The sequence below is a fragment of the Enterobacter sp. RHBSTW-00593 genome (assembly GCF_013784105.1).
Lineage (GTDB): Bacteria > Pseudomonadota > Gammaproteobacteria > Enterobacterales > Enterobacteriaceae > Enterobacter > Enterobacter ludwigii.
In genome coordinates this window covers 1,038,873-1,061,553 of the sequence record NZ_CP056393.1, presented here as the reverse complement: position 1 = coordinate 1,061,553, position 22,681 = coordinate 1,038,873, and the positions used below count along the sequence as shown (strand labels likewise).

18 protein-coding genes and 1 other annotated feature are annotated in these 22,681 nt (G+C 56.3%); of the genes, 7 read left to right on the top strand and 11 right to left on the bottom strand.

Annotation, left to right across the window (positions count from 1 at the left end; all coding sequences use genetic code 11):
* Nucleotides 1–12 precede the first annotated feature (12 nt).
* From copA to ybaK, 3 genes are all read left to right on the top strand, one after another.
* Complete coding sequence (gene copA, locus HV242_RS05025) at nt 13–2,511, top strand: copper-exporting P-type ATPase CopA (RefSeq protein WP_050737450.1); 2,499 nt, start codon at nt 13–15, stop codon at nt 2,509–2,511.
* 50 nt (nt 2,512–2,561) lie between these two features.
* Nucleotides 2,562–3,356, top strand: a complete 795-nt coding sequence (locus HV242_RS05020; protein ID WP_047366348.1) for a TraB/GumN family protein — start codon at nt 2,562–2,564, stop codon at nt 3,354–3,356.
* A 199-nt stretch (nt 3,357–3,555) separates the two neighbouring features.
* Complete coding sequence (gene ybaK, locus HV242_RS05015; RefSeq protein ID WP_020885175.1) at nt 3,556–4,035, top strand: Cys-tRNA(Pro)/Cys-tRNA(Cys) deacylase YbaK; 480 nt, start codon at nt 3,556–3,558, stop codon at nt 4,033–4,035.
* An 89-nt stretch (nt 4,036–4,124) separates the two neighbouring features.
* Here ybaK and ushA read toward each other — a convergent pair whose 3' ends face one another.
* Entirely contained in the window at nt 4,125–5,777 is a 1,653-nt protein-coding gene (gene ushA / locus HV242_RS05010; RefSeq protein WP_181616911.1) for a bifunctional UDP-sugar hydrolase/5'-nucleotidase UshA, read from the bottom strand.
* 169 nt (nt 5,778–5,946) lie between these two features.
* On the opposite strand from ushA, the gene HV242_RS05005 reads away from it, so the two are divergent.
* Together HV242_RS05005 and ybaL are read left to right on the top strand one after the other, a co-directional pair.
* Entirely contained in the window at nt 5,947–7,155 is a 1,209-nt protein-coding gene (locus tag HV242_RS05005; protein WP_181616910.1) for an MFS transporter, read from the top strand.
* A 229-nt stretch (nt 7,156–7,384) separates the two neighbouring features.
* Nucleotides 7,385–9,061: a YbaL family putative K(+) efflux transporter gene (gene ybaL / locus HV242_RS05000; RefSeq protein ID WP_014168917.1), complete on the top strand. Its 1,677-nt coding sequence runs from the start codon at nt 7,385–7,387 to the stop codon at nt 9,059–9,061.
* 89 nt (nt 9,062–9,150) lie between these two features.
* Here the strand turns inward: ybaL and HV242_RS04995 are convergent, their stop codons facing one another.
* The 9 genes from HV242_RS04995 to HV242_RS04955 form a co-directional block, all read right to left on the bottom strand.
* Entirely contained in the window at nt 9,151–10,455 is a 1,305-nt protein-coding gene (locus tag HV242_RS04995) for an inosine/guanosine kinase (protein WP_020885178.1), read from the bottom strand.
* A gap of 63 nt (nt 10,456–10,518) precedes the next feature.
* Entirely contained in the window at nt 10,519–11,481 is a 963-nt protein-coding gene (gene hemH, locus HV242_RS04990; RefSeq protein ID WP_025204839.1) for a ferrochelatase, read from the bottom strand.
* Nucleotides 11,482–11,606: 125 nt separating this feature from the next.
* Nucleotides 11,607–12,251, bottom strand: a complete 645-nt coding sequence (gene adk / locus HV242_RS04985; RefSeq protein ID WP_006809841.1) for an adenylate kinase — start codon at nt 12,249–12,251, stop codon at nt 11,607–11,609.
* Between the two features lie 192 nt (nt 12,252–12,443).
* Complete coding sequence (gene htpG, locus HV242_RS04980; RefSeq protein WP_014168914.1) at nt 12,444–14,318, bottom strand: molecular chaperone HtpG; 1,875 nt, start codon at nt 14,316–14,318, stop codon at nt 12,444–12,446.
* A 110-nt stretch (nt 14,319–14,428) separates the two neighbouring features.
* Nucleotides 14,429–15,034 carry a recombination mediator RecR gene (recR, locus tag HV242_RS04975; protein WP_006809843.1) on the bottom strand — a complete coding sequence of 202 codons (606 nt, stop codon included), beginning with the start codon at nt 15,032–15,034 and terminating at the stop codon, nt 14,429–14,431.
* Nucleotides 15,034–15,366 carry a YbaB/EbfC family nucleoid-associated protein gene (locus tag HV242_RS04970; protein ID WP_010428194.1) on the bottom strand — a complete coding sequence of 111 codons (333 nt, stop codon included), beginning with the start codon at nt 15,364–15,366 and terminating at the stop codon, nt 15,034–15,036. Before HV242_RS04970 ends, recR begins: the two co-directional genes overlap by 1 nt.
* A 54-nt stretch (nt 15,367–15,420) precedes the next feature.
* Nucleotides 15,421–17,349 (bottom strand): DNA polymerase III subunit gamma/tau, encoded by a 1,929-nt coding sequence (dnaX, locus tag HV242_RS04965; protein ID WP_050737452.1) that lies wholly within the window; start codon nt 17,347–17,349, stop codon nt 15,421–15,423.
* Nucleotides 16,027–16,091, bottom strand: a sequence feature (DnaX frameshifting element). Its footprint overlaps the gene before it by 65 nt.
* 88 nt (nt 17,350–17,437) lie before the next feature.
* The gene (apt, locus tag HV242_RS04960) at nt 17,438–17,989 is read right to left on the bottom strand and encodes an adenine phosphoribosyltransferase (RefSeq protein ID WP_000127359.1); all 552 of its coding nucleotides are present in this window, start codon (nt 17,987–17,989) and stop codon (nt 17,438–17,440) included.
* A gap of 151 nt (nt 17,990–18,140) precedes the next feature.
* Nucleotides 18,141–18,518, bottom strand: coding sequence for a DUF454 family protein (locus tag HV242_RS04955; protein WP_020885182.1), 378 nt, complete (start codon nt 18,516–18,518; stop codon nt 18,141–18,143).
* 50 nt (nt 18,519–18,568) lie between these two features.
* Here HV242_RS04955 and priC point away from each other — a divergent pair, with 50 nt between their 5' ends.
* Together priC and rsmS are read left to right on the top strand one after the other, a co-directional pair.
* On the top strand, nt 18,569–19,096 hold the full coding sequence (gene priC, locus HV242_RS04950) for a primosomal replication protein N'' (RefSeq protein WP_050737453.1): 528 nt from the start codon (nt 18,569–18,571) through the stop codon (nt 19,094–19,096).
* Between the two features lie 12 nt (nt 19,097–19,108).
* Nucleotides 19,109–19,294, top strand: a complete 186-nt coding sequence (gene rsmS, locus HV242_RS04945) for a pleiotropic regulatory protein RsmS (protein WP_020885184.1) — start codon at nt 19,109–19,111, stop codon at nt 19,292–19,294.
* Nucleotide 19,295: 1 nt separating this feature from the next.
* Here rsmS and mscK read toward each other — a convergent pair whose 3' ends face one another.
* Nucleotides 19,296–22,643, bottom strand: a complete 3,348-nt coding sequence (gene mscK / locus HV242_RS04940) for a mechanosensitive channel MscK (RefSeq protein ID WP_014168907.1) — start codon at nt 22,641–22,643, stop codon at nt 19,296–19,298.
* Between the last annotated feature and the right edge of the window lie 38 nt (nt 22,644–22,681).

Below are 22,681 nucleotides of genomic sequence, written 5' to 3'. Positions count from 1 at the left end.
GGGAGTTTTGTTATGTCTCACACTATTGACCTGACACTGGACGGCCTCTCCTGCGGCCACTGTGTCAAACGCGTTAAAGAAAGTCTGGAACAGCGTCCTGATGTAGACAGCGCTGAAGTGACCCTTGATCACGCCGCCGTCACCGGTAGCGCCAGTGCGGATGCGCTGATTGATACGATCAAACAGGCTGGTTATGGGGCGGAGCTGAGCCACCCAAAGGCTAAACCGCTGGCAGAGTCATCATCCCCGTCGGAAGCACTGACAGCGGCCACTCCTGAGCTTCCGGTAGCTGATGATATTGATGACAGCCAACAGCTGCTGATCAACGGCATGAGCTGCGCCAGCTGCGTCTCCCGGGTACAAAATGCCTTGCAGGCTGTACCGGGTGTCGCGCAGGCACGGGTCAATCTTGCGGAGCGTACTGCGCTGGTGATGGGCAGTGCCTCCGCCGCAGATTTAGTGCAGGCCGTTGAAAAAGCGGGCTACGGCGCAGAGGCCATCGAAGATGACCTCAAACGTCGTGAACGTCAGCAGGAAACGGCCGTCGCCACCATGAAACGCTTCCGCTGGCAGGCCATCGTCGCGCTGCTGGTCGGGGTGCCGGTCATGGTGTGGGGAATGATCGGTGACAATATGATGGTCACCGACGATAACCGCACGCTGTGGCTGGTCATTGGGTTGATTACGCTTGCCGTGATGGTTTTCGCAGGCGGTCACTTCTACTCCAGCGCCTGGAAAAGCCTGAAAAATCGCACCGCGACGATGGACACCCTTGTCGCACTCGGCACGGGTGCGGCGTGGCTGTACTCCATGAGCGTCAACGTCTGGCCCCAGTGGTTCCCGATGGAAGCGCGTCATCTCTATTATGAAGCGAGCGCGATGATTATCGGCCTGATTAACCTCGGCCATATGCTTGAAGCGCGCGCCCGTCAGCGCTCCTCCAAAGCGCTGGAACGCCTGCTGGATTTAACCCCACCGACCGCGCGCGTCGTGACGGATTCAGGTGAAAAAAATGTCCCATTGGCTGAAGTTCAACCCGGCATGACGCTGCGCCTGACCACCGGCGACCGCGTTCCCGTCGACGGTGAAATCACTCAGGGCGAAGCCTGGTTTGACGAAGCGATGCTGACCGGAGAACCCGTCCCGCAACAGAAAGCCCAGGGCGATGCCATTCATGCCGGTACGGTGGTGCAGGACGGTAGCGTGCTTTTCACCGCCAGTGCCGTCGGCAGCCATACCACGCTGTCACGCATTATTCGCATGGTGCGTCAGGCACAGAGCAGTAAGCCGGAAATTGGTCAGCTGGCCGATAAAATCTCCGCCATTTTTGTGCCGGTCGTGGTCGGTATCGCGCTGCTGAGCGCGGCTATCTGGTATGTCTTCGGCCCGGCACCGCAAATTGTCTATACCCTGGTGATTGCCACCACGGTGCTGATCATTGCCTGTCCTTGCGCGCTCGGTCTTGCCACACCAATGTCGATCATCTCAGGCGTAGGCCGTGCCGCTGAATTTGGTGTGCTGGTACGGGATGCCGATGCGTTGCAGCGGGCGAGCACGCTGGACACGCTGGTGTTTGATAAAACCGGCACGCTGACGGAAGGGAAACCGCAGGTAGTGGCCGTGATAACCGCAGGCATCACGCAGGATGACGCGCTGCGTCTCGCCGCGGCGCTTGAACAAGGCTCCAGCCACCCGCTGGCCCACGCCATTATTGAGAAAGCCGGGAATGCCAGCCTGCCGCAGGTGAGCAATTTCCGCACCCTGCGCGGTTTAGGCGTCAGCGGTACCGCCGAAGGGCACACGCTGCTGCTGGGGAATCAGGCACTGCTGAAGGAGCACGGCGTTGAGACCTCCGCCCTGGAACAAGACCTGAAAGATCAGGCCTCTCAGGGCGCAACCCCGGTTCTGCTTGCCGTTGATGGCAAGGCCGCGGCGCTGCTGGCAATTCGCGATCCGCTACGTCAGGACAGCGTGCAGGCGTTGCAACGCCTGCATCGCGCGGGCTATCGCCTGGTAATGTTGACCGGGGATAATCCTGTGACGGCGAACGCCATCGCCCGGGAAGCTGGGATTGACGAGGTCATTGCCGGGGTGTTACCTGACGGCAAAGCAGATGCCATCAAGACGCTGCAAAGCCAGGGTCGCCAGGTGGCGATGGTCGGTGACGGGATTAACGATGCGCCGGCGCTGGCACAGGCGGAAGTGGGTATTGCGATGGGGGGCGGTAGCGATGTCGCCATTGAGACGGCCGCCATCACCCTGATGCGTCACAGCCTGATGGGCGTTGCGGACGCGCTGGCGATTTCAAAAGCCACCTTGCGCAACATGAAGCAGAACCTGCTGGGCGCCTTCGTCTACAACTCGCTCGGTATCCCGATTGCCGCCGGTATTTTGTGGCCGCTGACCGGCACGCTGCTGAACCCGGTTGTCGCGGGTGCGGCGATGGCACTCTCGTCCATTACCGTGGTGAGCAACGCAAACCGGTTGTTGCGGTTTAAACCGAAAGATTGAACCTTCTTCTCCTACGCGCTAGCATGAACCTTTCCGTTTATGGAGCGCGTATGAGTCTGTTTAATCGTATAAAAACATCGTTTCGCGCCCTCTTCCCCCGCCGTTATGCCTGGCCCGGCATGGATATCTCGCTTCCCGGCGGGCAGCACCTTCACCTGGTGGGCAGCATCCATATGGGCACGCAGGATATGTCCCCGCTGCCAGCCGGTCTGATGAAACTGCTGAAGAGCGCCGATGCGCTGGTCGTTGAAGCGGATATTTCGGGCCAGACGTCGCCGTTTGCCGGCCTCGAAAGCGATCGCCCCCTGGCTGAACGTCTGAACGACACGCAGTTCGCTGAACTGACGCGCGTAGCAGATGAGACGGGCGTGTCGCTCTCCATGCTGGACACACTGCCGCTGTGGCAAATCGCGATGGTCCTGCAGGCGACCCAGGCGCAGCGTCTGGGGCTACGCGGGGATTACGGTATTGATTACCAGCTGTTGAATGCCGCGAGAGCACGCCATTTGTCAGTCATTGAGCTCGAAGGCACGGACAGCCAGATAGCCCTGCTGCGCCAGCTTCCTGATGATGGGCTGATGCTGCTGGATGATACCCTGACCCACTGGCACACCAACGCGCGTCTGTTGCAAACGATGATCGGCTGGTGGCTGAATGCGCCGCCCACGGACGGTAAACTGGCGCTGCCGTCGACGTTCAGTGAATCGTTGTATGATGTGCTGATGAACGAACGCAACAAAGCCTGGCAGCAGACGTTACATGCGTTGCCTGCGGGGCGTTACGTGGTCGCTGTCGGGGCGTTACATTTGTACGGAGAAGGGAATTTGCCGTCACTGCTGAAATAAAAAAATGGCCAATATTTCTATTGGCCCGTCAAAGAGGAATTTCATCGTTTTTATTATGCCGAAGGAGACCTTCGGTTGAGCCGATTGTCGCTCAAAGTGACCATCACTGCCAATACTATTGCGCAAGATGGTGCTATTTTTTAGACAAACGTCAGGCGTATGCTGTCAGCATGAATTGTCTGTCGTAAGAAGGATAGCTATGACTCCCGCCGTTAAATTACTCGAAAAAAACAACATTCCCTTTCGGATCCACACCTACGATCACGATCCCAGCGAAACGAATTTTGGTGATGAAGTGGTGCGCAAACTGGGGCTCAACGCCGATCGGGTTTATAAGACGCTGCTGGTGGCGGTGAACGGTGATATGAAACACCTCGCCGTCGCGGTAACGCCCGTTGCCGGGCAACTGGATCTCAAGAAAGTGGCCAAAGCGCTGGGGGCAAAGAAGGTGGATATGGCCGATCCGATGGTTGCGCAACGCACTACCGGCTACCTTGTTGGCGGTATCAGCCCGCTCGGGCAGAAAAAACGCCTGCCGACGCTGATTGATGCCCCTTCGCAGACCTTCGACACCATTTATATTTCCGGCGGCAAACGCGGGCTGGATATTGAACTGTCCGCAGGCGATCTGGCGAAAATACTGGACGCGACATTTGCGGATATTGCGCGACGGGATTGAGGAAGTGGCCCGGAGGCACTGTGCTTACCGGGCCGACGATTCTCATACAGGCCGGGTCAGGCATAGCCGCCCCCCGGCACAAAACCGCACTACTGCCAGCTCACCTCGCCTTTCGGCTCATAGGTATTCACGTCGATCGGTGAACTCTGCTCGATAAACTGCTTCAGCACTTCCGCATCGATAAACCCGGTATTCACATAGCCCGGTTTATTGTCGATATGCGGATAACCGTCACCACCGGTGGCGTTAAAGCTTAATGTTGCCATGCGGTAGGTTTTGGCAGGGTCGACCGGCTCGCCTTTGATTTTGAGGTCGTTGAGCTTGCCGTCCTTCGCCACAAAGCTGACGTTGGCAAACTGCGGATAAGCGCCGGAGTCCGGCTTCATCTGCGCCACGGCGGTGAGATAGTCAATCACCTCTTTACCGCTCATGTCGACATACACCACGATGTTACCGAACGGCTGAACCTTCAGCACATCTTTATAGGTGATGTTTCCGCCTTCGATGGAGTCGCGGATACCGCCGCCGCTCATCACGCCAAAATCGGCATTTGTGCGCGCCATTTGTGCCGCCAGCACCAGATGCCCCATATTGGTCTGCACAAAGCGAACTTTGCTGCGGTCCCCTTCCAGACGACCATTCAGCGTACCAATCTTCACGTCCAGCTGCGCCTTGCCTTTATTCTGGAAGGGCGTCAGCAGGGAGAGCATCTGTGCGTTCTCGGCAATTTCCGGGGTGTAGAGTACGCGCTCACTTTTCCCGTCAGGGTAAGTCACTTTCTTCTTCAGGTTGACCGGAATGAGCTGATAGTGCACCAGCTTCATCTCGCCGTTACGGAACTCAAAGTCCGCACGCCCCACGTATTTACCCCATTCATGCGCCTGCACAATCCAGATACCGTTCTGACGGTCCGGAGCACACGGCGTGCCTGGTACGTAGTCGACCTGCTTTTTATTCTCTGACGCCATGCAGACCGGGTCTTGTGAATGACCGCCCACAATCATCGCCAGCGAGCCTGCAGGCAGGCTGCGAGCCATCTCCACGTCACCCGGCGCATTCGAGCCGTGCTCACCGTTGTCGTAGTGGCCCATATGGGTGGTGGCAATAATGACATCCGGCTTTTCGTTCTGCTGCAATTCCTGAATGACCAGCTTCGCTTCGTCTGCCGGTTTACGGAATTCGATATCGGTAAAGAACTCAGGGTTGCCGATTTTCGCCGTATCGTCAGTGGTTAACCCGATGACCGCAATTTTCAGATCCTGACGCTTAAACAGCGCCCAGGGTTTGAACAGTCGCTCGCCGGTGCTTTTCTGGTAGATGTTGGCAGAGAGGAACGGAAATTTGGCCCATTTTTCCTGCTGACGCAGCACCGTCAGCGGGTTATCGAATTCATGGTTACCGACGGCCATCGCATCGTAGCCAATAAGATTCATGCCGCGGAAATCAGGCTCCGCATCCTGTAAATCAGATTCCGGCACGCCGGTATTGATATCGCCCCCCGACAGCAGCAGTACGCTGCCCCCCTGGGCTGCCACCTCTTTACGAATGCCATCCACCAGCGTTTTTTGTGCCGACAGACCGTATTCGCCGTATTCACTGCGCCAGAAATGGCCGTGGTGATCGTTGGTATGCAGAATGGTGATTTTATAGGTTTTATCTTTTTCATAGGCCTGCACGGGCAGGCTAACCAGACCCCAGGCGGCGATCAGCGCCAGCGCGACGCTCCGCTTCATTAACTTCATCTTCTCTCTCCCTGACCAATAGACAAAGGCAAAAATTACAGTGACTAATAAGAATAGACAAATAAGTTTTCAGAATTGCGACTTTATTCAAATGTCACTGCCGGGTATGTTAGTTGAATAATAATTACACCCTGCATTTCTAATAACAAAAGACGTGGTATTCATCTCTATGGCAATCAGTGAATCAACCCAGCCCGTGTCTGGCGCTCCGGCGTCGCGCACCTCGTTTAAAGTGTTAGGCGCAATCAGCCTTTCACATCTGCTCAACGACATGATCCAGTCGTTGATTCTCGCGATCTACCCGCTGCTGCAGTCCGAGTTTTCATTAACGTTCATGCAGATCGGGATGATCACCCTGACCTTCCAGCTGGCCTCCTCACTTCTGCAACCGGTCGTGGGCTACTGGACGGATAAATATCCTATGCCGTGGTCGCTACCGATTGGCATGTGTTTTACCTTGAGCGGGCTGGTGCTGCTGGCAATGGCAGGCAGCTTTGAAGCAGTGCTGATTGCCGCCGCGCTGGTGGGTACGGGGTCGTCGGTCTTTCACCCGGAGTCCTCACGCGTGGCGCGCATGGCCTCCGGGGGCCGTCACGGGCTGGCGCAATCGCTGTTTCAGGTGGGCGGTAACTTTGGCAGCTCCCTCGGCCCACTGCTGGCAGCGGTGATCATCGCTCCGTACGGCAAGGGTAACGTGGCGTGGTTTGTGCTGGCAGCCTTGCTGGCGATTATCGTACTGATTCAGATAAGCCGCTGGTATGCCACGCAGCATCGCGTGAACAAAGGTAAACCTAAAGCGAAGGTTATCAATCCCCTTCCTCGCGATAAGGTCATTCTGGCCGTCTCCGTGCTTCTGGTGCTGATTTTCTCGAAATACTTCTATATGGCGAGCATCAGCAGCTATTACACCTTTTACCTGATGCAAAAATTCGGATTATCGGTCCAAAACGCCCAGCTTCACCTGTTTGCCTTCCTGTTTGCGGTGGCTGCAGGGACGGTTATCGGCGGGCCTGTGGGCGATAACATCGGGCGCAAATACGTCATTTGGGGCTCTATCCTCGGCGTGGCCCCGTTTACCCTTATTTTGCCGTATGCAAGCCTGGAGTGGACGGGGATTTTGACCATGATTATTGGGTTTATCCTCGCCTCGGCGTTTTCCGCCATCCTTGTTTACGCGCAAGAGCTGCTGCCAGGCCGTATCGGTATGGTTTCCGGGCTCTTTTTTGGTTTTGCTTTCGGCATGGGCGGCCTTGGTGCGGCAGTGCTGGGCATGATTGCCGACCACACCAGTATCTTCCTGGTCTATAAAATCTGTGCTTTCCTGCCGCTTCTGGGGATGTTGACCATATTCCTGCCTGATAACCGTCATAAAGCGTAATATAATGGTCGCTAAAGTTTTACTTTGGCGACCTGACACCCTGATGCCATAAGGGTTTCTTCTGTATCCCCCCGCCTAATTTATCAAAATGCGCTTTTTTACACGCATATTGCTGTTTTATTCAAACTTCAACAATTATTCATAAACATAACGGCAAAAATTGTCATAAACTATTACTCGGTTTTTGGTTTTTTAACCAAATGGAACACCCACAACGAAAGGAGACGGAATGCATCACGCCACACCGCTTATCACCACCATTGTTGGTGGACTTGTGCTCGCTTTTATCCTCGGCATGATTGCCAATAAACTGCGTATTTCGCCTCTGGTGGGCTATTTGTTAGCGGGTGTGCTGGCGGGTCCCTTTACGCCAGGTTTCGTGGCGGATACCAAACTGGCGCCCGAACTGGCGGAATTAGGCGTGATTCTGCTGATGTTTGGCGTGGGTCTGCATTTCTCACTCAAGGATCTGATGGCGGTAAAGTCGATCGCCATACCGGGAGCGATCGCACAGATAGCCGTAGCGACGCTGCTGGGAATGGCGCTTTCGACAGTGCTTGGCTGGTCGCTGATGACCGGTATCGTCTTTGGGCTGTGTCTTTCAACCGCCAGTACCGTCGTACTGCTGCGCGCGCTTGAGGAGAGGCAGCTTATCGACAGCCAGCGCGGACAAATCGCGATAGGCTGGCTGATTGTGGAAGACCTGGTGATGGTGCTGACGCTGGTGTTGCTGCCTGCCGTCGCCGGTATGATGGAAAAAGAGAGCGTCGGCTTTGCGACGCTGGCGCTGGACATGAGCATCACCATCGGGAAAGTGGTGGCGTTTATCACCATTATGATGCTGGTGGGCCGCCGTCTGGTGCCGTGGATCCTGTCCCGCAGCGCGGCCACCGGCTCCCGTGAGTTGTTTACCCTGTCTGTCCTTGCCCTAGCGCTGGGGATTGCCTTTGGTGCCGTTGAACTGTTCGACGTCTCCTTTGCACTGGGCGCGTTCTTCGCCGGGATGGTGCTGAACGAATCCGAGCTGAGCCACCGTGCGGCGCACGATACGCTGCCGCTGCGCGACGCCTTCGCCGTCCTGTTCTTTGTCTCCGTCGGGATGCTGTTTGATCCGATGGTTCTGGTTCAGCAGCCGCTGGCCGTGATGGGCACCCTGGCGATTATTATCTTTGGTAAGTCGGTTGCCGCCTTCTTCCTGGTACGGATGTTTGGCCACTCGCCGCGTACCGCTCTGACCATCGCCGCCAGCCTGGCGCAGATTGGTGAGTTCGCCTTTATTCTGGCAGGCCTGGGTATGGCGCTGAATCTGCTGCCGCAGGCCGGGCAAAACCTGGTCCTCGCCGGAGCGATCCTCTCCATCATGCTGAACCCGGTCCTGTTTGCGTTGCTGGAAAAATACCTCGATAAAACCGAAACGCTGGAAGAGCAGACGCTGGAAGAAGCTATCGAAGAAGAGAAGCAGATCCCGGTGGATATTTGCAATCATGCCCTGCTGGTCGGCTTTGGCCGCGTAGGAAGCCTGCTCGGTGAGAAGCTGATGGCGCAGGGGATCCCGCTGGTGGTGATTGAAACATCACGTACCCGTGTCGACGAGCTGCGCGAGCGCGGCGTTCGCGCGGTGTTGGGCAATGCGGCAAACGAAGAGATCATGAATCTCGCGCATCTGGACTGCGCGCGCTGGTTGCTGCTGACCATTCCAAACGGCTATGAAGCGGGTGAAATTGTAGCGTCCGCACGTGAGAAGTGCCCGAATATTGAGATCATTGCCCGTGCCCATTATGACGATGAGGTGGAGTACATTACCGAACGGGGTGCGGATCAGGTGGTGATGGGTGAACGCGAAATTGCAAAAGCGATGCTGACGCTGTTAACGAAACCGCCGGTTGACGAGGTGGTGACGGGGTAAGCGTGCCTCCTGCAGCCCTTGACTGCCCCTCTCCTACCGGGAGAGGGTACAAACACGAATACGGCAACCGCAAGGTTGCCGTTTTGCCTTTATCGGTCCCAGTAAGCTTCTTCGAGGCTATCTTCCCTCTCCGGCAGACCGCGGGTTAAGCGCGGCGAGTGCTGGTTCAGCACCTGATAACTCACGCGGTTCGCGTACTTACACACCTGCGCCAGCGACGAATAGGTCAGCCAGTTGAATTTGTGCTTGCTGGAATTCGGGACGTTGGTTTTATGGTAGGCATTCGCAGTGATGTCATGCAGCAGCGCCGCCAGTGCGCCATCTCCCGCGCCATTGGTGTTCATGATCTTTTCTGGCCCGCCCATATACGGCGCGATGTGGGAGTAAATACGCAGCGGGTTTTCGCAATCTTTATGGCGAATCGCGCGGCTGAACTCGTACTGGTTAAACTCGGCAATGGCGCCTGGCAGCAGTGGATGCTGCGTTTTGCGTTTGCTCTCTTCTTCCGTGAAGCCTGCCATATACAGCCCTACCGGTCCGGCAGTGCAGAGCACCAGATCGACCCAGTCGAGCGCTTTATCGGAGGCCAGCAGCGGATCGCTCTCGCCGGTCAACGCTTCAGCCTCTTCTTCGTTCATCGCCAGAATCGAGACGTGTTCCTTCAGGAAGGCCTGCCACCACTCGGGGTTGTCGGCTATCACGAATTTGGTACCCAGCGTCAGAACGACCGGCACATTGTATTTCTTCGCGTACTCAATCGCTTTCATGGTGGCTTCCGGCATCGGCTCGCCGGGTTTACAGCGCACCAGATACGACGTCAGCACCAGTGCAGACGCGCCCGCTATCACCGCTTCCGGAATGCTCTCTGCACGCAGCTTATTCATGTGGCCGGGGCTGATGGCAAAGGTACGTTCGCCGGAATCGCTGATCAGCGTGAAGCAGCGGCCAATCGGCCCGTCAACGCCCTGAAGGTAGTTCAGATCGGTGCGGCTGGAGGTATTGCACAAATAACGGTAGGCGTAGCCACCAATTTCGATGTTGCTGCACATGACGCCCAATAACACAGAGCGGTCGTCGGCAAGCACCGAGTAGTTGTGCATGGTGTTGCCGATAGTGCCACCGGCAAACTGATGGGTGATCAGGTTTTCGCGCGTCAGCTCCTGATACAGGGCTTCGGCAACATCGTCCTCAATCACCAGCGAATGACCGGCGCTCAGACCGTAACGAGCGACAAACGCATCATCCACTTTAGCTTCAATGTCCACCAGCGTCTGATCGATACCGACGACCCATGCGGCGCTGGTTTCATTTTCCGGCTGGATTTGCTGCAGGAGCGGATCGCGGGCATCAACGGGAAAGTAGTGTTTAGATTTGCGTTTACCGGGAAATTTCATGGGTCTGAACTGTGCAAGGATTATGGGCCGGGAATGGTAGCACAAACCCGGCCCATAGTGCGATCAGCGGCTGTTTGTCACCAGTGACACCATCATCTCAATATGCTCAGGCGAGTCGTTAAGGGCCGGAATGTATTCGTATTTCGTTCCGCCCGCCTCGAGGAAGAACTCTCTGTTCTGCACGGCAATCTCTTCCAGCGTTTCCAGACAGTCGGCGGAGAAACCGGGAGACATCACCTGAATATGTTTCACGCCCTTCTCACCGAGCATTTTGAGGGTTTCGTCGGTATAAGGCGTTAACCACGGCTCGCGGCCAAAACGCGACTGGAAGGTCATCATCACTTTCTCTGGCGGCAGGCCGAGGGCAGAGACCAGCTCACGGGTGGTGTCGCGGCAGCGCTGCGGGTAATCATCCCCTTCATTGGCGAAGCGCTGCGGGATCCCGTGATAGGAGAGCAACAGCAGATCCGGCTCGCCATGTTTTTCAAACGACGCGCGCGCGCTACTGGCAAGCGCTTTAATATAGCGTTCGTTATCGGCGTAATCGCGAATAAAGGTCACGCCAGGAATACGGCGGCGGGTCGCCAGAATACGAGCCAGCTCATCCCAGACGGCGGCAACTGTCGAGCAGGAATACTGCGGATAAAGGGCGAGCACCACAATGTGGTCGACGCCCTGCGCCAGCAGCGAGTCGACCGCGCTTTCCAGTGACGGTTTACCGTAGCTCATACCCAGCGCGACGGGCATATCCGGCAGGCGGGCGGCCAGCGCTTTTTCCTGCCGACGGCTATACACCATCAGCGGTGAGCCCTCTTCCATCCAGACGGACTGATAAAGCTTTGCTACACGTGGGGCACGAATCGGCAGAATGACGCCACGCAGCAGCGGCCACCACAACAGTCTTGGGGTATCCACGACGCGCGTGTCGCTTAAAAATTGTCGCAGGTAGCGTTTTACCGCTTCTGATGTCGGTGCATCTGGTGTACCCAGATTGGCAAGCAGGATGCCGGTTTTCGCCTGACTCATTCACGCCTCTTAACCATTTGAATGGTTTTCAATTGTAGCGGAAAAGCGTTTAAACGAAACCCATTGCTGCAATAGGTAAGATGAGAATTTTTCTCACCCGGAGAGCCCGGGTGAGAGAGGTGCAATTAGCCGAGGATTTTTTCCAGCTCTGCACGAACGTCAGCAACGGCTTTGGTGCCATCAACTTTCGCGTATTTGGTGTTACCCGCCTGCGCTTCTTTGGTGTAATAACCGATCAGCGGAGCGGTCATCTGATGGTATTCCACCAGACGTTTACGCACGGTCTCTTCCTGATCGTCTTTACGGGTGGTCAGCTCTTCACCGGTAACGTCATCTTTACCTTCAACCTTAGGCGGGTTGAATTTGATGTGGTAAACGCGGCCAGATGCAGCGTGTACGCGACGACCAACAATACGGTCAACGATCAGCTCGTCCGGCACGTCGAACTCGAGCACGTAGTCCACGTTGATGCCCGCTTCTTTCATGGCATCAGCCTGAGGAATGGTGCGTGGGAAGCCGTCCAGCAGGAAACCGTTACGGCAGTCTTCCTGAGCAATGCGCTCTTTGACCAGAGCGATAACCAGCTCGTCGGTCACCAGCTTGCCTGCGTCCATGATGTCTTTCGCTTGTTTACCCAGCTCGGAGCCAGATTTAACAGCGGCGCGCAGCATATCACCGGTGGAGATTTGCGGAATACCGTATTTCTCCATGATGAACTGAGCCTGAGTTCCTTTACCCGCGCCCGGAGCGCCAAGCAGAATAATACGCATTGCGAAAATCCCCTCAAAAGTCGATTCAATTTTTCAAAAGCGCTAAACAATACCACCAGAACGGATATGGCTCAAGGAAGGCAGGCGGGCTGAAACGGTTAATGAAGGGAGATTAACGGGAAGGAGCGGTCTGGTGCCCTCCCCCGGTCCTCTCCCACAGGAGAGGGAGAAGACCAGGGGGAGGCGGGTCAATTACGCCAGCAGCAGCGCATTCACACGTTTAATGAACAGGTTAGGATCTTCCAGCGTGCCGCGCTCGGCCAGCAGAGACTGATCCAGCAGAAGCTCAACCCACTCGGCGAAGCGTGCTTCGTCCTGCGTATCCGCCGCGCGTTTCACCAGCGGATGATCCGGGTTCAGCTCGAAGATATATTTCACTTCTGGCATCGCCTGGCCCGCCGCGGCGAACAGTTTCGCCATTTGGGTGCTCATTTCATCCGCATCCGTGGTGACAATGGCCGGGGTATCAGTCAGACGGTGAGTGAAACGCACCTCTTTCACGCGATCGCCCAGCAGCGTTTTCACGCGCTCGACGAAAGGCTCCAGCGCCTTCTCCGCTTCTTTCGCGCTTTCGTCCACTTCATCGGCCAGTTTATCGATCGACTCATCGGCTTTGGCGACGGACTGGAACGCCTTACCGTCGAACTCGGTCAGGTAGTTCATCATCCACTCGTCGATGCGGTCAGACAGCAGCAGTACTTCGATGCCTTTCTTACGCAGCAGCTCGAGGTGTGGGCTGCTCTTCGCCGCGGCGTAGCTGTCGGCGGTGATGTAGTAGATCTTCTCCTGCCCTTCTTTCATGCGGGAGACGTACTCTTCCAGCGACACGGTCTGCGCAGAGGAGTCGGTGTGAGTGGAAGCGAAACGCAGCAGTTTAGCAATGGCTTCTACGTTGGATGTATCTTCCGCAGGGCCCTCTTTCAGCACCAGACCGAACTGTTTCCAGAAGGTCTGGTATTTTTCTGCATCGTCTTTCGCCAGTTTTTCCAGCATCTGCAGCGCACGTTTGGTCAGTGCATTACGCAGGTTGCGGGTGACGGTGCTGTCCTGCAGAATTTCACGGGAGACGTTCAGCGGCAGATCGTTGGAGTCAATCAGGCCACGCACAAAGCGCAGGTAGTTCGGCATGAACTGCTCGGCGTCATCCATGATAAACACGCGCTGGACGTACAGCTTCAGACCGTGCTTGTGATCGCGGTTCCACATATCCCACGGCGCCTGAGACGGGATATACAGCAGGCTGGTGTACTCCTGCTTACCTTCCACACGGTTGTGGCTCCAGGTGAGCGGATCGGTAAAGTCGTGGGCGATGTGTTTGTAGAATTCGTTGTATTCGTCGTCTTTAATTTCAGACTTATTGCGCGTCCACAGCGCCTGCGCCTTGTTGATTTTCTCCCAGGACACCACGGTTTCACCGTCTTTCTCTTCCTGTTTTTCAATCTCAACCGGCAGGGCAATATGGTCGGAGTATTTGCTGATGATGGAGCGCACGCGCCAGTCATTCAGGAAATCATCTTCGCCTTCACGCAGGTGAAGGGTGATTTCGGTACCGCGGTCCGCTTTGGTGATGTCATCAACGGTGTATTCGCCTTCGCCTTTAGATTCCCAGAAGACGCCGTGATCCGCACTGTCGCCTGCTGCGCGGGTACGTACGGTGACTTTGTCCGCAACGATGAACGCCGAGTAGAACCCCACACCGAACTGGCCGATCAGCTGGCTGTCTTTCGCCTGATCGGAGCCCATTGATTCGAGGAACGCTTTGGTACCGGATTTAGCAATGGTCCCGAGATGGTCGATGACCTCGTCGCGGTTCATACCAATGCCGTTATCAGCGATAGTCAGGGTACGGTTCTCTTTATCAAAAGAGACGCGCACGCGCAGCTCTCCGTCGCCTTCGTACAGATCCGGGTTAGACAGGGCGCGGAAGCGCAGCTTGTCCGCCGCATCGGAGGCGTTGGAAATCAGCTCACGCAGGAAGATTTCTTTGTTGGAATACAGGGAATGGATCATCAGGTGCAGAAGCTGTTTTACTTCTGACTGGAAACCACGGGTTTCTTGTCCTTTCATCTATGTCGACCTCAACAATGCCATTTAATGGGGTTTTAAAACGTTGAGGGAGAGATGGGGATACGAGGGGAGAATTTCAAGCGGAGGCCGCGATTGCAGCCTCCGTTTGGTCAGAAAATAATCTTGTGACGTCCAGCCAGAGAGTGGGACAGCGTGGTGCCGTCCACCATCTCCAGCTCACCGCCCACTGGCACGCCGTGAGCGATGCGGCTGGCGTCAACGCCATACTGTGCGCACAATTCGGCGATGTAGTTGGCCGTAGCTTCCCCTTCCACCGTTGGGTTGGTGGCGAGGATCACCTCTTTGATCGTTTCGGACTCAAGACGCTGTTCAAGGCGATCGAGACCGATATCGTCCGGGCCAATACCGTCCAGCGGGGAGAGATGCCCCATCAGCACAAAATAGCGGCCAGAAAACTGCCCGGTCTGTTCGATGGCGTAGATGTCCGCCGGACTCTCCACCACGCAAATCTGACCATTTTCCTGACGACGCGGATTAGTGCAGATGTTACACACGTCCTGCTCGGTAAAGGTACGGCAATCCGCACAGTGACCAATTTCTGACATGGCACGGGTCAAAGCCTGCGCCAGGCGCATCCCGCCGCTGCGGTCGCGCTGCAATAGCGTAAACGCCATGCGCTGCGCCGACTTCGGGCCGACACCCGGCAGACAGCGCAGTGCTTCCATTAACTGCGTGAGCAGCGGACTGGTTTGCATCAGAATGGCATCTTGAAGCCAGGCGGCAGTTGCATACCGCTGGAAACAGAGGCCATTTTCTCTTTCTGAGTTTCATCGATACGGCGCGCAGCATCGTTAAACGCGGCTGCAACCAGATCTTCCAGCATGTCTTTGTCGTCTTCGAGCAGGCTTGGGTCGATTTCAACGCGACGGCAGTTATGCGCACCGTTGATGGTCACCTTGACCAGACCGGCACCGGATTCACCCGTGACTTCCAGCTGAGCGATCTCTTCCTGCATCTTCTGCATTTTTTCCTGCATCTGCTGAGCCTGCTTCATCAGGCCACCCAGACCGCCTTTTCCACCAAACATAGGCTTCTCTCTTCTTTCACGTTTAAGGATTACAACCGTAAGTCAGACTCACGATCAAATGGGGCGAATACTCTCTTCATCCAGATCGGCGTCGAAGAACCGGCGCAGAGTCTGGATATTGTTATCCGCGATAATCGACTCGCGCGCTTGCGCGAGCTTCTCTTCATAAATCGCCTGACGCCATTCCAGTGGCGTTCGCACCGCCGGATTATCATCTTCAATGATAGTCAATTCAACCGGTGCACCGTGTAATGCGGTGAGCGCCTCGGCCAGCGCTTTTTGCGCGCCAGGGGAATTCAGGTGCCGCTGACCCGGTCGCAGGTGTAAACGTACCTGATGACCGTCCTGCTCTTTCCAGGCATTCAGCGCGACCTGCTCAACCAGTTTCGGCAACTGCAGTTTACTGACCTCTGCGGCCCACGCGTCACGCTCAATAGACTCTTCGGCAAGTTTCGTGGAAAGCTCAGGTGTTTTTTCATGCTCCAGCGCTTTTTTTAGCGCTTTCGGTGTGGCAACTTCTTCTTTCACCTCTTCAACGAGGGTCGTTGCCTTCCAGCGGTAAGCCTCTTCTTTCACCGGGGCTTTTTGCTCGAGCGCGGACGGTGCAGGGCGCGACTGAACGCGCTCCGTAACCGAAGCCAGTCGTTCAAGCGCGGCGTTGTTCACCGGCCGCGCTCTTCCTGGCGCTGCCGGTTCACTCTTTTTTGGTTTGGTTGCTCCCTGAGCACGTTGCAACTGGCTTCGTGCGGCAAGTACCGAACTGGTGGCCTCCGGCAGCGGTACGTTCTGCTGCGGGGGAGCCGTCGGCTGCGGTGGCACCTGCTGAGGCGACATCACCGCAGTGGGGGCGACCGGAGCAAAAGACTGTCGGGGCACTTCCGGCTCCGGCAGAGGCATGCGCGGATGGAACGCCAGCGCACGCAGCAGGGTCATTTCAACGCCCATCCGGGGATCCGGTGCAAACGGCAGCTCTTTGCGGCCAATCAGCAGCGTCTGGTAATAAAGCTGCACGTCAGCCGGTGGGACGGTGCGCGCAAGTTCACGCATCCGGTGTTCAATAACCGCCATATCGGCACCGATGGCTGACGGAGAAAGCTGCAGCATCGCCACGCGGTGCAGCAGACTTAGCATCTCAACCAGCAGCGCTTCCCATTCAATGCCCCGGGCAGCTGCGGCGTTCACCAGCGACATGACGCGTTCACCGTTGGCGGAAATCATCGCTTCGATGAGAGAAAGCGCCTGATCGTCATCCAGCGTGCCGAGCATGGTGCTGACCGCGTCGGTCGAGAGTTTACCGTCACCGCTGGCAATCGCCTGGTCGGTGAGACTTAAGGCATCACGAAGGCTGCCGTCTGCCGCGCGGGCCAGCAGCTGCAGGGCGCGCGGTTCGTGGACAATCTTCTCTTCATCAAGAATATGTTCAAGCTGAGCGCGGATCTGCTCGACGTCCAGCGCCTTCAGATGGAACTGCAGGCAGCGCGACAAAATAGTGACCGGCAGCTTTTGCGGATCGGTGGTCGCCAGCAGGAATTTCACATGCGCGGGCGGCTCTTCCAGCGTTTTCAGCAGGGCGTTGAAACTGTGGCGTGACAGCATGTGCACTTCATCGATCAGGTAGACCTTGAAGCGGCCACGCGCCGGCGCGTACTGCACGTTGTCGAGCAGATCGCGGGTATCTTCCACTTTCGTGCGCGAGGCGGCGTCGATCTCAATCAGATCGACAAAGCGCCCCTGCTCAATTTCACGGCAGTTGTCACACACGCCGCACGGCGTGGCGGTGATCCCGGTTTCGCAGTTCAGACCTTTTGCCAGCAAACGGGCAATAGAGGTCTTACCGACGCCGCGGGTGCCGGAGAAAAGATAAGCGTGATGGATGCGACCTAGCGACAAGCCGTTCGCCAGGGCCGTCAGCACATGCTCCTGACCGACAACGTCAGCAAAGGTTTGTGGTCGCCATTTACGGGCTAACACCTGATAACTCATGGGCAGGCTCTGCAACGCTGGAAGGTGAATTTATGGAGGGGAATGCTATCACAACCTCACCCATTGAGCGAGGTTGTGAAAACCGGGATTAATGACCCGGGAAAGGCACCAGGCTGTAGCTGGTAATGCCCTGTTTTTCCAGGCGCTGTTCGCCACCCAGATCGAACAGGTTAATAATGAATGCCGCGTCGGTCACTTCACCACCCAGACGACGGATCAGCTTCACGGTCGCTTCAATCGTGCCGCCGGTCGCCAGCAGATCGTCAACCACCAGCACTTTATCGCCAGGCTTGATCGCATCAACGTGGATTTCCAGCTGATCGGTGCCGTACTCCAGTTCGTAGCTCTCTGCGATGGTTTCACGCGGCAGTTTGCGCGGTTTACGTACCGGCACAAAGCCAACACCCATTGCCAGCGCGACCGGCGCGCCAAACAGGAATCCACGGGCTTCGGTACCCACTACTTTGGTGATCCCGGCGTTTTTATAACGCTCGACCAGCAGTTCAATGCTGAGCGCGTACGCTTTCGGGTCTTCCAGCAAGCTGGTGACATCACGGAAAAGAATGCCAGGCTTTGGATAGTCCTGGATACTTTTGATGCTGTTTTTCAGATATTCAAGCTGCTGTGCAGTTGCGGTCATCGGTTTGTGCCTAAATGAAACAGTGTTACTCACAGCGCGCGACGAGTCGGCCAAGGTAACAATTGTTTAACCTTTGACCAGGCGCAGCTGTGCTCGAAAACGGTCGAATTTACTGGCTGCGCGCAATAATTGCAACAGCCATTATAAGGCTTCAGTGCTTTTGTTGCTTTTCATCAACCACGGGGATCCGCCACATAAAGAAAAGCAGACAGGCGAGGATCGTCAGCAACAGAATACGCACCCACATCATTTTCACCAGCCATAATGAAATGGCAAAGGTAATCAGGATCACCGCGATCGCACGCGGCTTCGCACCGGGCGGCATTGCCCGATGTTTTTGCCAGTGGCGCAAATAGCCGCCAAACCAGGAGCGGTAAAGCAGCCAGTGGTGAAAGCGCGGCGATGAACGGGCGAAGCACCAGGCTGCCAGCAGGATAAAAGGCGTGGTGGGCAATAAGGGCAAAACCACGCCCAGCGTGCCTAACACTACCGCGAGCCAGCCAATGATGATTAAAATAGTACGCTGCATAATGCGAATCGTTATCAAACTGAACGGCTACTTTACCACTGGAGAGCGTATTGAAAACAGCCCTGCTTCTGGAGACGCTGCAAAATCAGCTGTCCACCCTGCGCGCGCAGGCTACGCCGTTAATGGGGCATGCTACGCTGAAGCCGCGCTTTAACCGGCAGCTTTTTCGTACCCGCAGCACGCGCATCCAGGATTATGTTGATGAGGCGCAGACGAATCTTGATGAGTTGCGCCACGCGGTTGAGAACAACCAACAGCAACAGGTCGCCTGGCTTGCGGAACATCTCACCGAGCAGATCACCGCCCTGCACCGTGAAATGACCGCCTGGCCGCTACGCGTCTGGGACAGCGCGTCGCCGGGTCTCGGTAAATGGCAGCGCAAGCGGCTGGAGAACCAGGAGTTTGCGCGCCGTCTGTTTGAGATGAAGCAGGAGCGGGAAACGCGCCTGAACGCAAGCGAGACGCTGGAAGAGCAGCAGTTATTAATGCGAGAGATTAGCGCCCTCGAGGGCCGCATCGTTCGTTGCCGTCAGGCACTGGATGAAATTGAACGCGTCATTGAACGTCTGACCCGTTAACAGGAGCCGTAAATGTCACTGGAAAATGCACCCGATGAGGTCAAGCTGGCCGTCGATTTGATTATGCTGCTGGAGAATCATGACATCCCTGCCCAGACGGTGCTGAAAGCACTTGAGATAGTGAAGACGGATTTTGAAGGCAAGGTGAAGGCCAGTCGCCTTCACCCTGCCCCTCTCCCACCGGGAGAGGGAACCTGAATTACGCCGGGGTAGGATCGTCCCCCTGAATCTCGCGCTTCACTTCCGTATGCTCGTCACCTTTCTCGTTACGCAGGTGAACTTCAAGCTGGTTGAAGGCGATGTTAATGTTATTTTCACGGCACAGACGATCGATAGTGCGGTTCAGCTCATCCACGGTGTAGCTGCGATCGCGCAGCTCACGCACGTATAACCGCAGCTCGTGATCCAGCGTGCTCGGCCCGAAGGTGGTGAAGAACACATCTGGGGCGGGCTCGTGCATCACCTTAGGATGCGATTTCGCGGCTTTTAACAACACCTCTTTCACTTTATCCAGATCGGAGCCGTAGGCCACACCCAGTCGAATGACGACGCGCGTTGTGGTGTCGGAGAGCGACCAGTTGATCAGTCGCTCGGTGACGAACGCTTTGTTCGGGATGATCACCTCTTTGCGATCGAAGTCGGTGATGGTGGTGGCACGAATACGGATCTTACTGACCGTTCCCGAGAAGGTGCCGATGGTGACGGTATCACCGATACGTACCGGACGTTCGAACAGGATAATCAGGCCGGAAACAAAGTTACCGAAGATCTCCTGCAAGCCAAAACCGAGACCGACAGAGAGCGCGGCCGCCAGCCATTGAAGCTTATCCCACGACACGCCAAGCGAGCCAAAGACCGTCATCGCCCCGACAATAATAATGACGTAGTTGAGGATGGTGGTGATGGCATACGACGCCCCCTGACGCAGGTTCAGACGCGACAGCACCAGCACTTCAAGCAGGCCTGGCAGGTTTCGAATCAACGCCCAGGCTACCACTGACGACACCAGGGCAAAAAGCAGGCTGCCCATGGTCACGCTTTTCATTACCGCGGCGCCCGCTTCGGTGCCGTTGTATTGCCAGAGGGTGATACTGTCGAGGTAGGCGAAGACGGTGATTAAATCAGACCAGATCGCCCAGAACATCACCGCAAACAGCGCGATCATCACCAGCATGGTGATACGCAGTGTCTGCTGGTTAACCTGCTCCAGCGCGATGGTTGGCTCTTCCTGTGGCTCCGCGCCTTCGGCCCCCTCTTTTACCTGATGCTGGCGACGCGCGATGGCACGACGATAAGCGATGCGGCGAGCCGCCACGCTCAGGCCGCGCAGTACGGTCTGATAGAGCAGGTTCCAGACGATCACCAGATAGACGGTTTCAATCCAGCGTCCGGACAGGCGCAACGTGGTATAGAAGTACCCCGTCGCCGTGAGCACCATCAGTGCCAGCGGAATAATCGCCAGTACCGTCACGGTGGCCAGACGAATGTTGTGAGACTCTTTATCCCGCCAGCTGTCGCGGCACATCGGCCACATCAGGATGGCAATGAGCAGCAGGTTCAGCAAAATAACCAGCTGGCCCATGACATCGTCCATCAGGTGCAGCGGAGACAGCTCAGCGACAACGGACCAGAAGTGCAGCGGCAACAGCGCCAGGCTGACGCGCACAATCTGACGACGCCAGTGGCTGGTCAGTTGCGCAGGCATGTTGAAATGACGCACCGCAACGCCGTCTTTTTCCAGCACTTTCCAGCACACGCCAAACACCAGCCAGAACAGGGCCAGTTTTTTACTGAACGCCCACAGCAGGTCGCTGATGTTGAGCTGCATCGTCAGCAGGATAAGCCCCACCGCCAGAATAATCAGGCAGACCGGCAGCGCGCGGATCAGATCGATCAGAATCGCTTTTGGCGTGTGCAGCTGGCTGTCGTTACGCAGTTGCCCCACTTCAGACGCCAGCTTATCCTGGTATTTCTTCAGCCAGCCCAGACGCCAGCGGATCAGGCCAGCAATCAGCAGCAGCGGGAGCCCCGCCAGGAATGCAATCATCACCGCAGGCCAGGCTTTCTCCCAGTTTACGGTGATTTTCATGCTCTTAATCTGCGCCTTCAGCGTTTCAGGGAAGGATTTAATCCAGTCCCAGTCCATCGGCTTATTGCTGTTAACCCAGAAAATCTGCTGGGTCAGGATCTCCTGCAGACTTTTCGACACGCTCACCAGCTGTTGCTGGTTGATCTGCAGGTTAATCGCCATCATCAGCTGGTTGCCGAGCTGTTTGTTGAGCTGGTCGAGCAGCTCGCGGCGCATATCCACAACCTGCAGCAGGGCGTCGTGAACTTCCGGGTTCACTTCACTGGAATGGCCTTCTTCCAATTTGGCGACAAACGTATCGCTCTGGAAAAGGGCGTCGCGCTGCTGGTTCACATCGAATTGTTCCAGACGCAAATCCGCAATGCGGTTGGTCATGTCCTCGAGCTCATCGGCGGACGGCAGCGTCTGCTGTTGCTGGTAGAGAATACGCGACAGCAGCAGGCTGCCTTTCAGAACCGCAATCTGCTCTTTAATGTTGCGTTCAGCCTGCAGCGCGCGGTCCAGCCAGTTTTTCACTCTGATATTTTGCTGAACCAGCGAGTTCCCGCTTTCTGTTGCCAGTATCAGGCGCTGGCTCAGCTGATGGTTAGCCTCGAGCTCCTGTTTCACCAGCGGGTTCGCCTGAATGCGGGCAGTTTCGTCCGGTGAGACGGCTTCCTGAGCCGTTTTCTCCGTCAGCGTAAGGCGCTTACTGTTAACCGCCTCCTGCAACAGCTGAAGCTGATGTTCCAGACGATTAATGTTCGCCGTTACGTAGTCGCGCTGCTTCTGGAGCGTATCCTGCAGCACCGTATTCCCTTCCAGGCTTTTACGCTGCTGTTCGATTTGTGCATTCAGTAAGGCCTGCTGCACCAGCAGCAGCGTTTGCTGCGTTGGGCGCAGGGTGCCTTCGCCAACCGACGTACCGTTCAGACGGTTGCGGATCTGCTGCAGCTGCTGAGAGGCGGCGTACATCGCATTTTGCACGCGCTCGGGCTGGGTTTGCAGGGAGACAAGCTGGCTGTTGTACGTACCGAGATCGGACTGCGCCGTTTGCAGATCGTCGAGCAGCTGTGCGACGCGCGATTCCAGCTGACGCAATGACAGGGTCGCGAGCGTTTTACGGGTTTCGTCGTCATTATCCACATCGCTCAGGGCATTCAGCGATTCCGTGGCCTTACGCATGTTTTCAGGCGCCTGCGCCACTTTCTGCCGAAGCTGTGTGGTTTCCGCTTTAACACGCTCAATTTTATCAAGCGTTTCCAGCGTCTCCGTCAGATCCTGCTGAACGAGCTTATCCAGAGCAGAGAGATCTTTTTGTTTATTCAGGGTGTCGAGTTGCGACTGAACATCACTGCGTGAAGGGATGTCATTGTTGTTATCGGCGCGGGCCCAGGAAAGCGGTGCCGTTGCGAAGAAAAACAGCGTCGCCAATAAAAATACAAGAACAGGATGTTGCGAGCGATTGGTGTGCAGCATAGTTGTGAATGATGTCAGAAGATGACCGAAAATAGTCC

Excerpts from the sequence above, each read along its gene's own strand:
- copA (WP_050737450.1), top strand. The coding sequence starts at position 13 with ATGTCTCACACTATTGACCTGACACTGGACGGCCTCTCCTGCGGCCAC.
- HV242_RS05020 (WP_047366348.1), top strand. The coding sequence starts at position 2,562 with ATGAGTCTGTTTAATCGTATAAAAACATCGTTTCGCGCCCTCTTCCCC.
- ybaK (WP_020885175.1), top strand. The coding sequence starts at position 3,556 with ATGACTCCCGCCGTTAAATTACTCGAAAAAAACAACATTCCCTTTCGG.
- ushA (WP_181616911.1), bottom strand. The coding sequence starts at position 5,777 with ATGAAGTTAATGAAGCGGAGCGTCGCGCTGGCGCTGATCGCCGCCTGG.
- HV242_RS05005 (WP_181616910.1), top strand. The coding sequence starts at position 5,947 with ATGGCAATCAGTGAATCAACCCAGCCCGTGTCTGGCGCTCCGGCGTCG.
- ybaL (WP_014168917.1), top strand. The coding sequence starts at position 7,385 with ATGCATCACGCCACACCGCTTATCACCACCATTGTTGGTGGACTTGTG.
- HV242_RS04995 (WP_020885178.1), bottom strand. The coding sequence starts at position 10,455 with ATGAAATTTCCCGGTAAACGCAAATCTAAACACTACTTTCCCGTTGAT.
- hemH (WP_025204839.1), bottom strand. The coding sequence starts at position 11,481 with ATGAGTCAGGCGAAAACCGGCATCCTGCTTGCCAATCTGGGTACACCA.
- adk (WP_006809841.1), bottom strand. The coding sequence starts at position 12,251 with ATGCGTATTATTCTGCTTGGCGCTCCGGGCGCGGGTAAAGGAACTCAG.
- htpG (WP_014168914.1), bottom strand. The coding sequence starts at position 14,318 with ATGAAAGGACAAGAAACCCGTGGTTTCCAGTCAGAAGTAAAACAGCTT.
- recR (WP_006809843.1), bottom strand. The coding sequence starts at position 15,034 with ATGCAAACCAGTCCGCTGCTCACGCAGTTAATGGAAGCACTGCGCTGT.
- HV242_RS04970 (WP_010428194.1), bottom strand. The coding sequence starts at position 15,366 with ATGTTTGGTGGAAAAGGCGGTCTGGGTGGCCTGATGAAGCAGGCTCAG.
- dnaX (WP_050737452.1), bottom strand. The coding sequence starts at position 17,349 with ATGAGTTATCAGGTGTTAGCCCGTAAATGGCGACCACAAACCTTTGCT.
- apt (WP_000127359.1), bottom strand. The coding sequence starts at position 17,989 with ATGACCGCAACTGCACAGCAGCTTGAATATCTGAAAAACAGCATCAAA.
- HV242_RS04955 (WP_020885182.1), bottom strand. The coding sequence starts at position 18,518 with ATGCAGCGTACTATTTTAATCATCATTGGCTGGCTCGCGGTAGTGTTA.
- rsmS (WP_020885184.1), top strand. The coding sequence starts at position 19,109 with ATGTCACTGGAAAATGCACCCGATGAGGTCAAGCTGGCCGTCGATTTG.
- mscK (WP_014168907.1), bottom strand. The coding sequence starts at position 22,643 with ATGCTGCACACCAATCGCTCGCAACATCCTGTTCTTGTATTTTTATTG.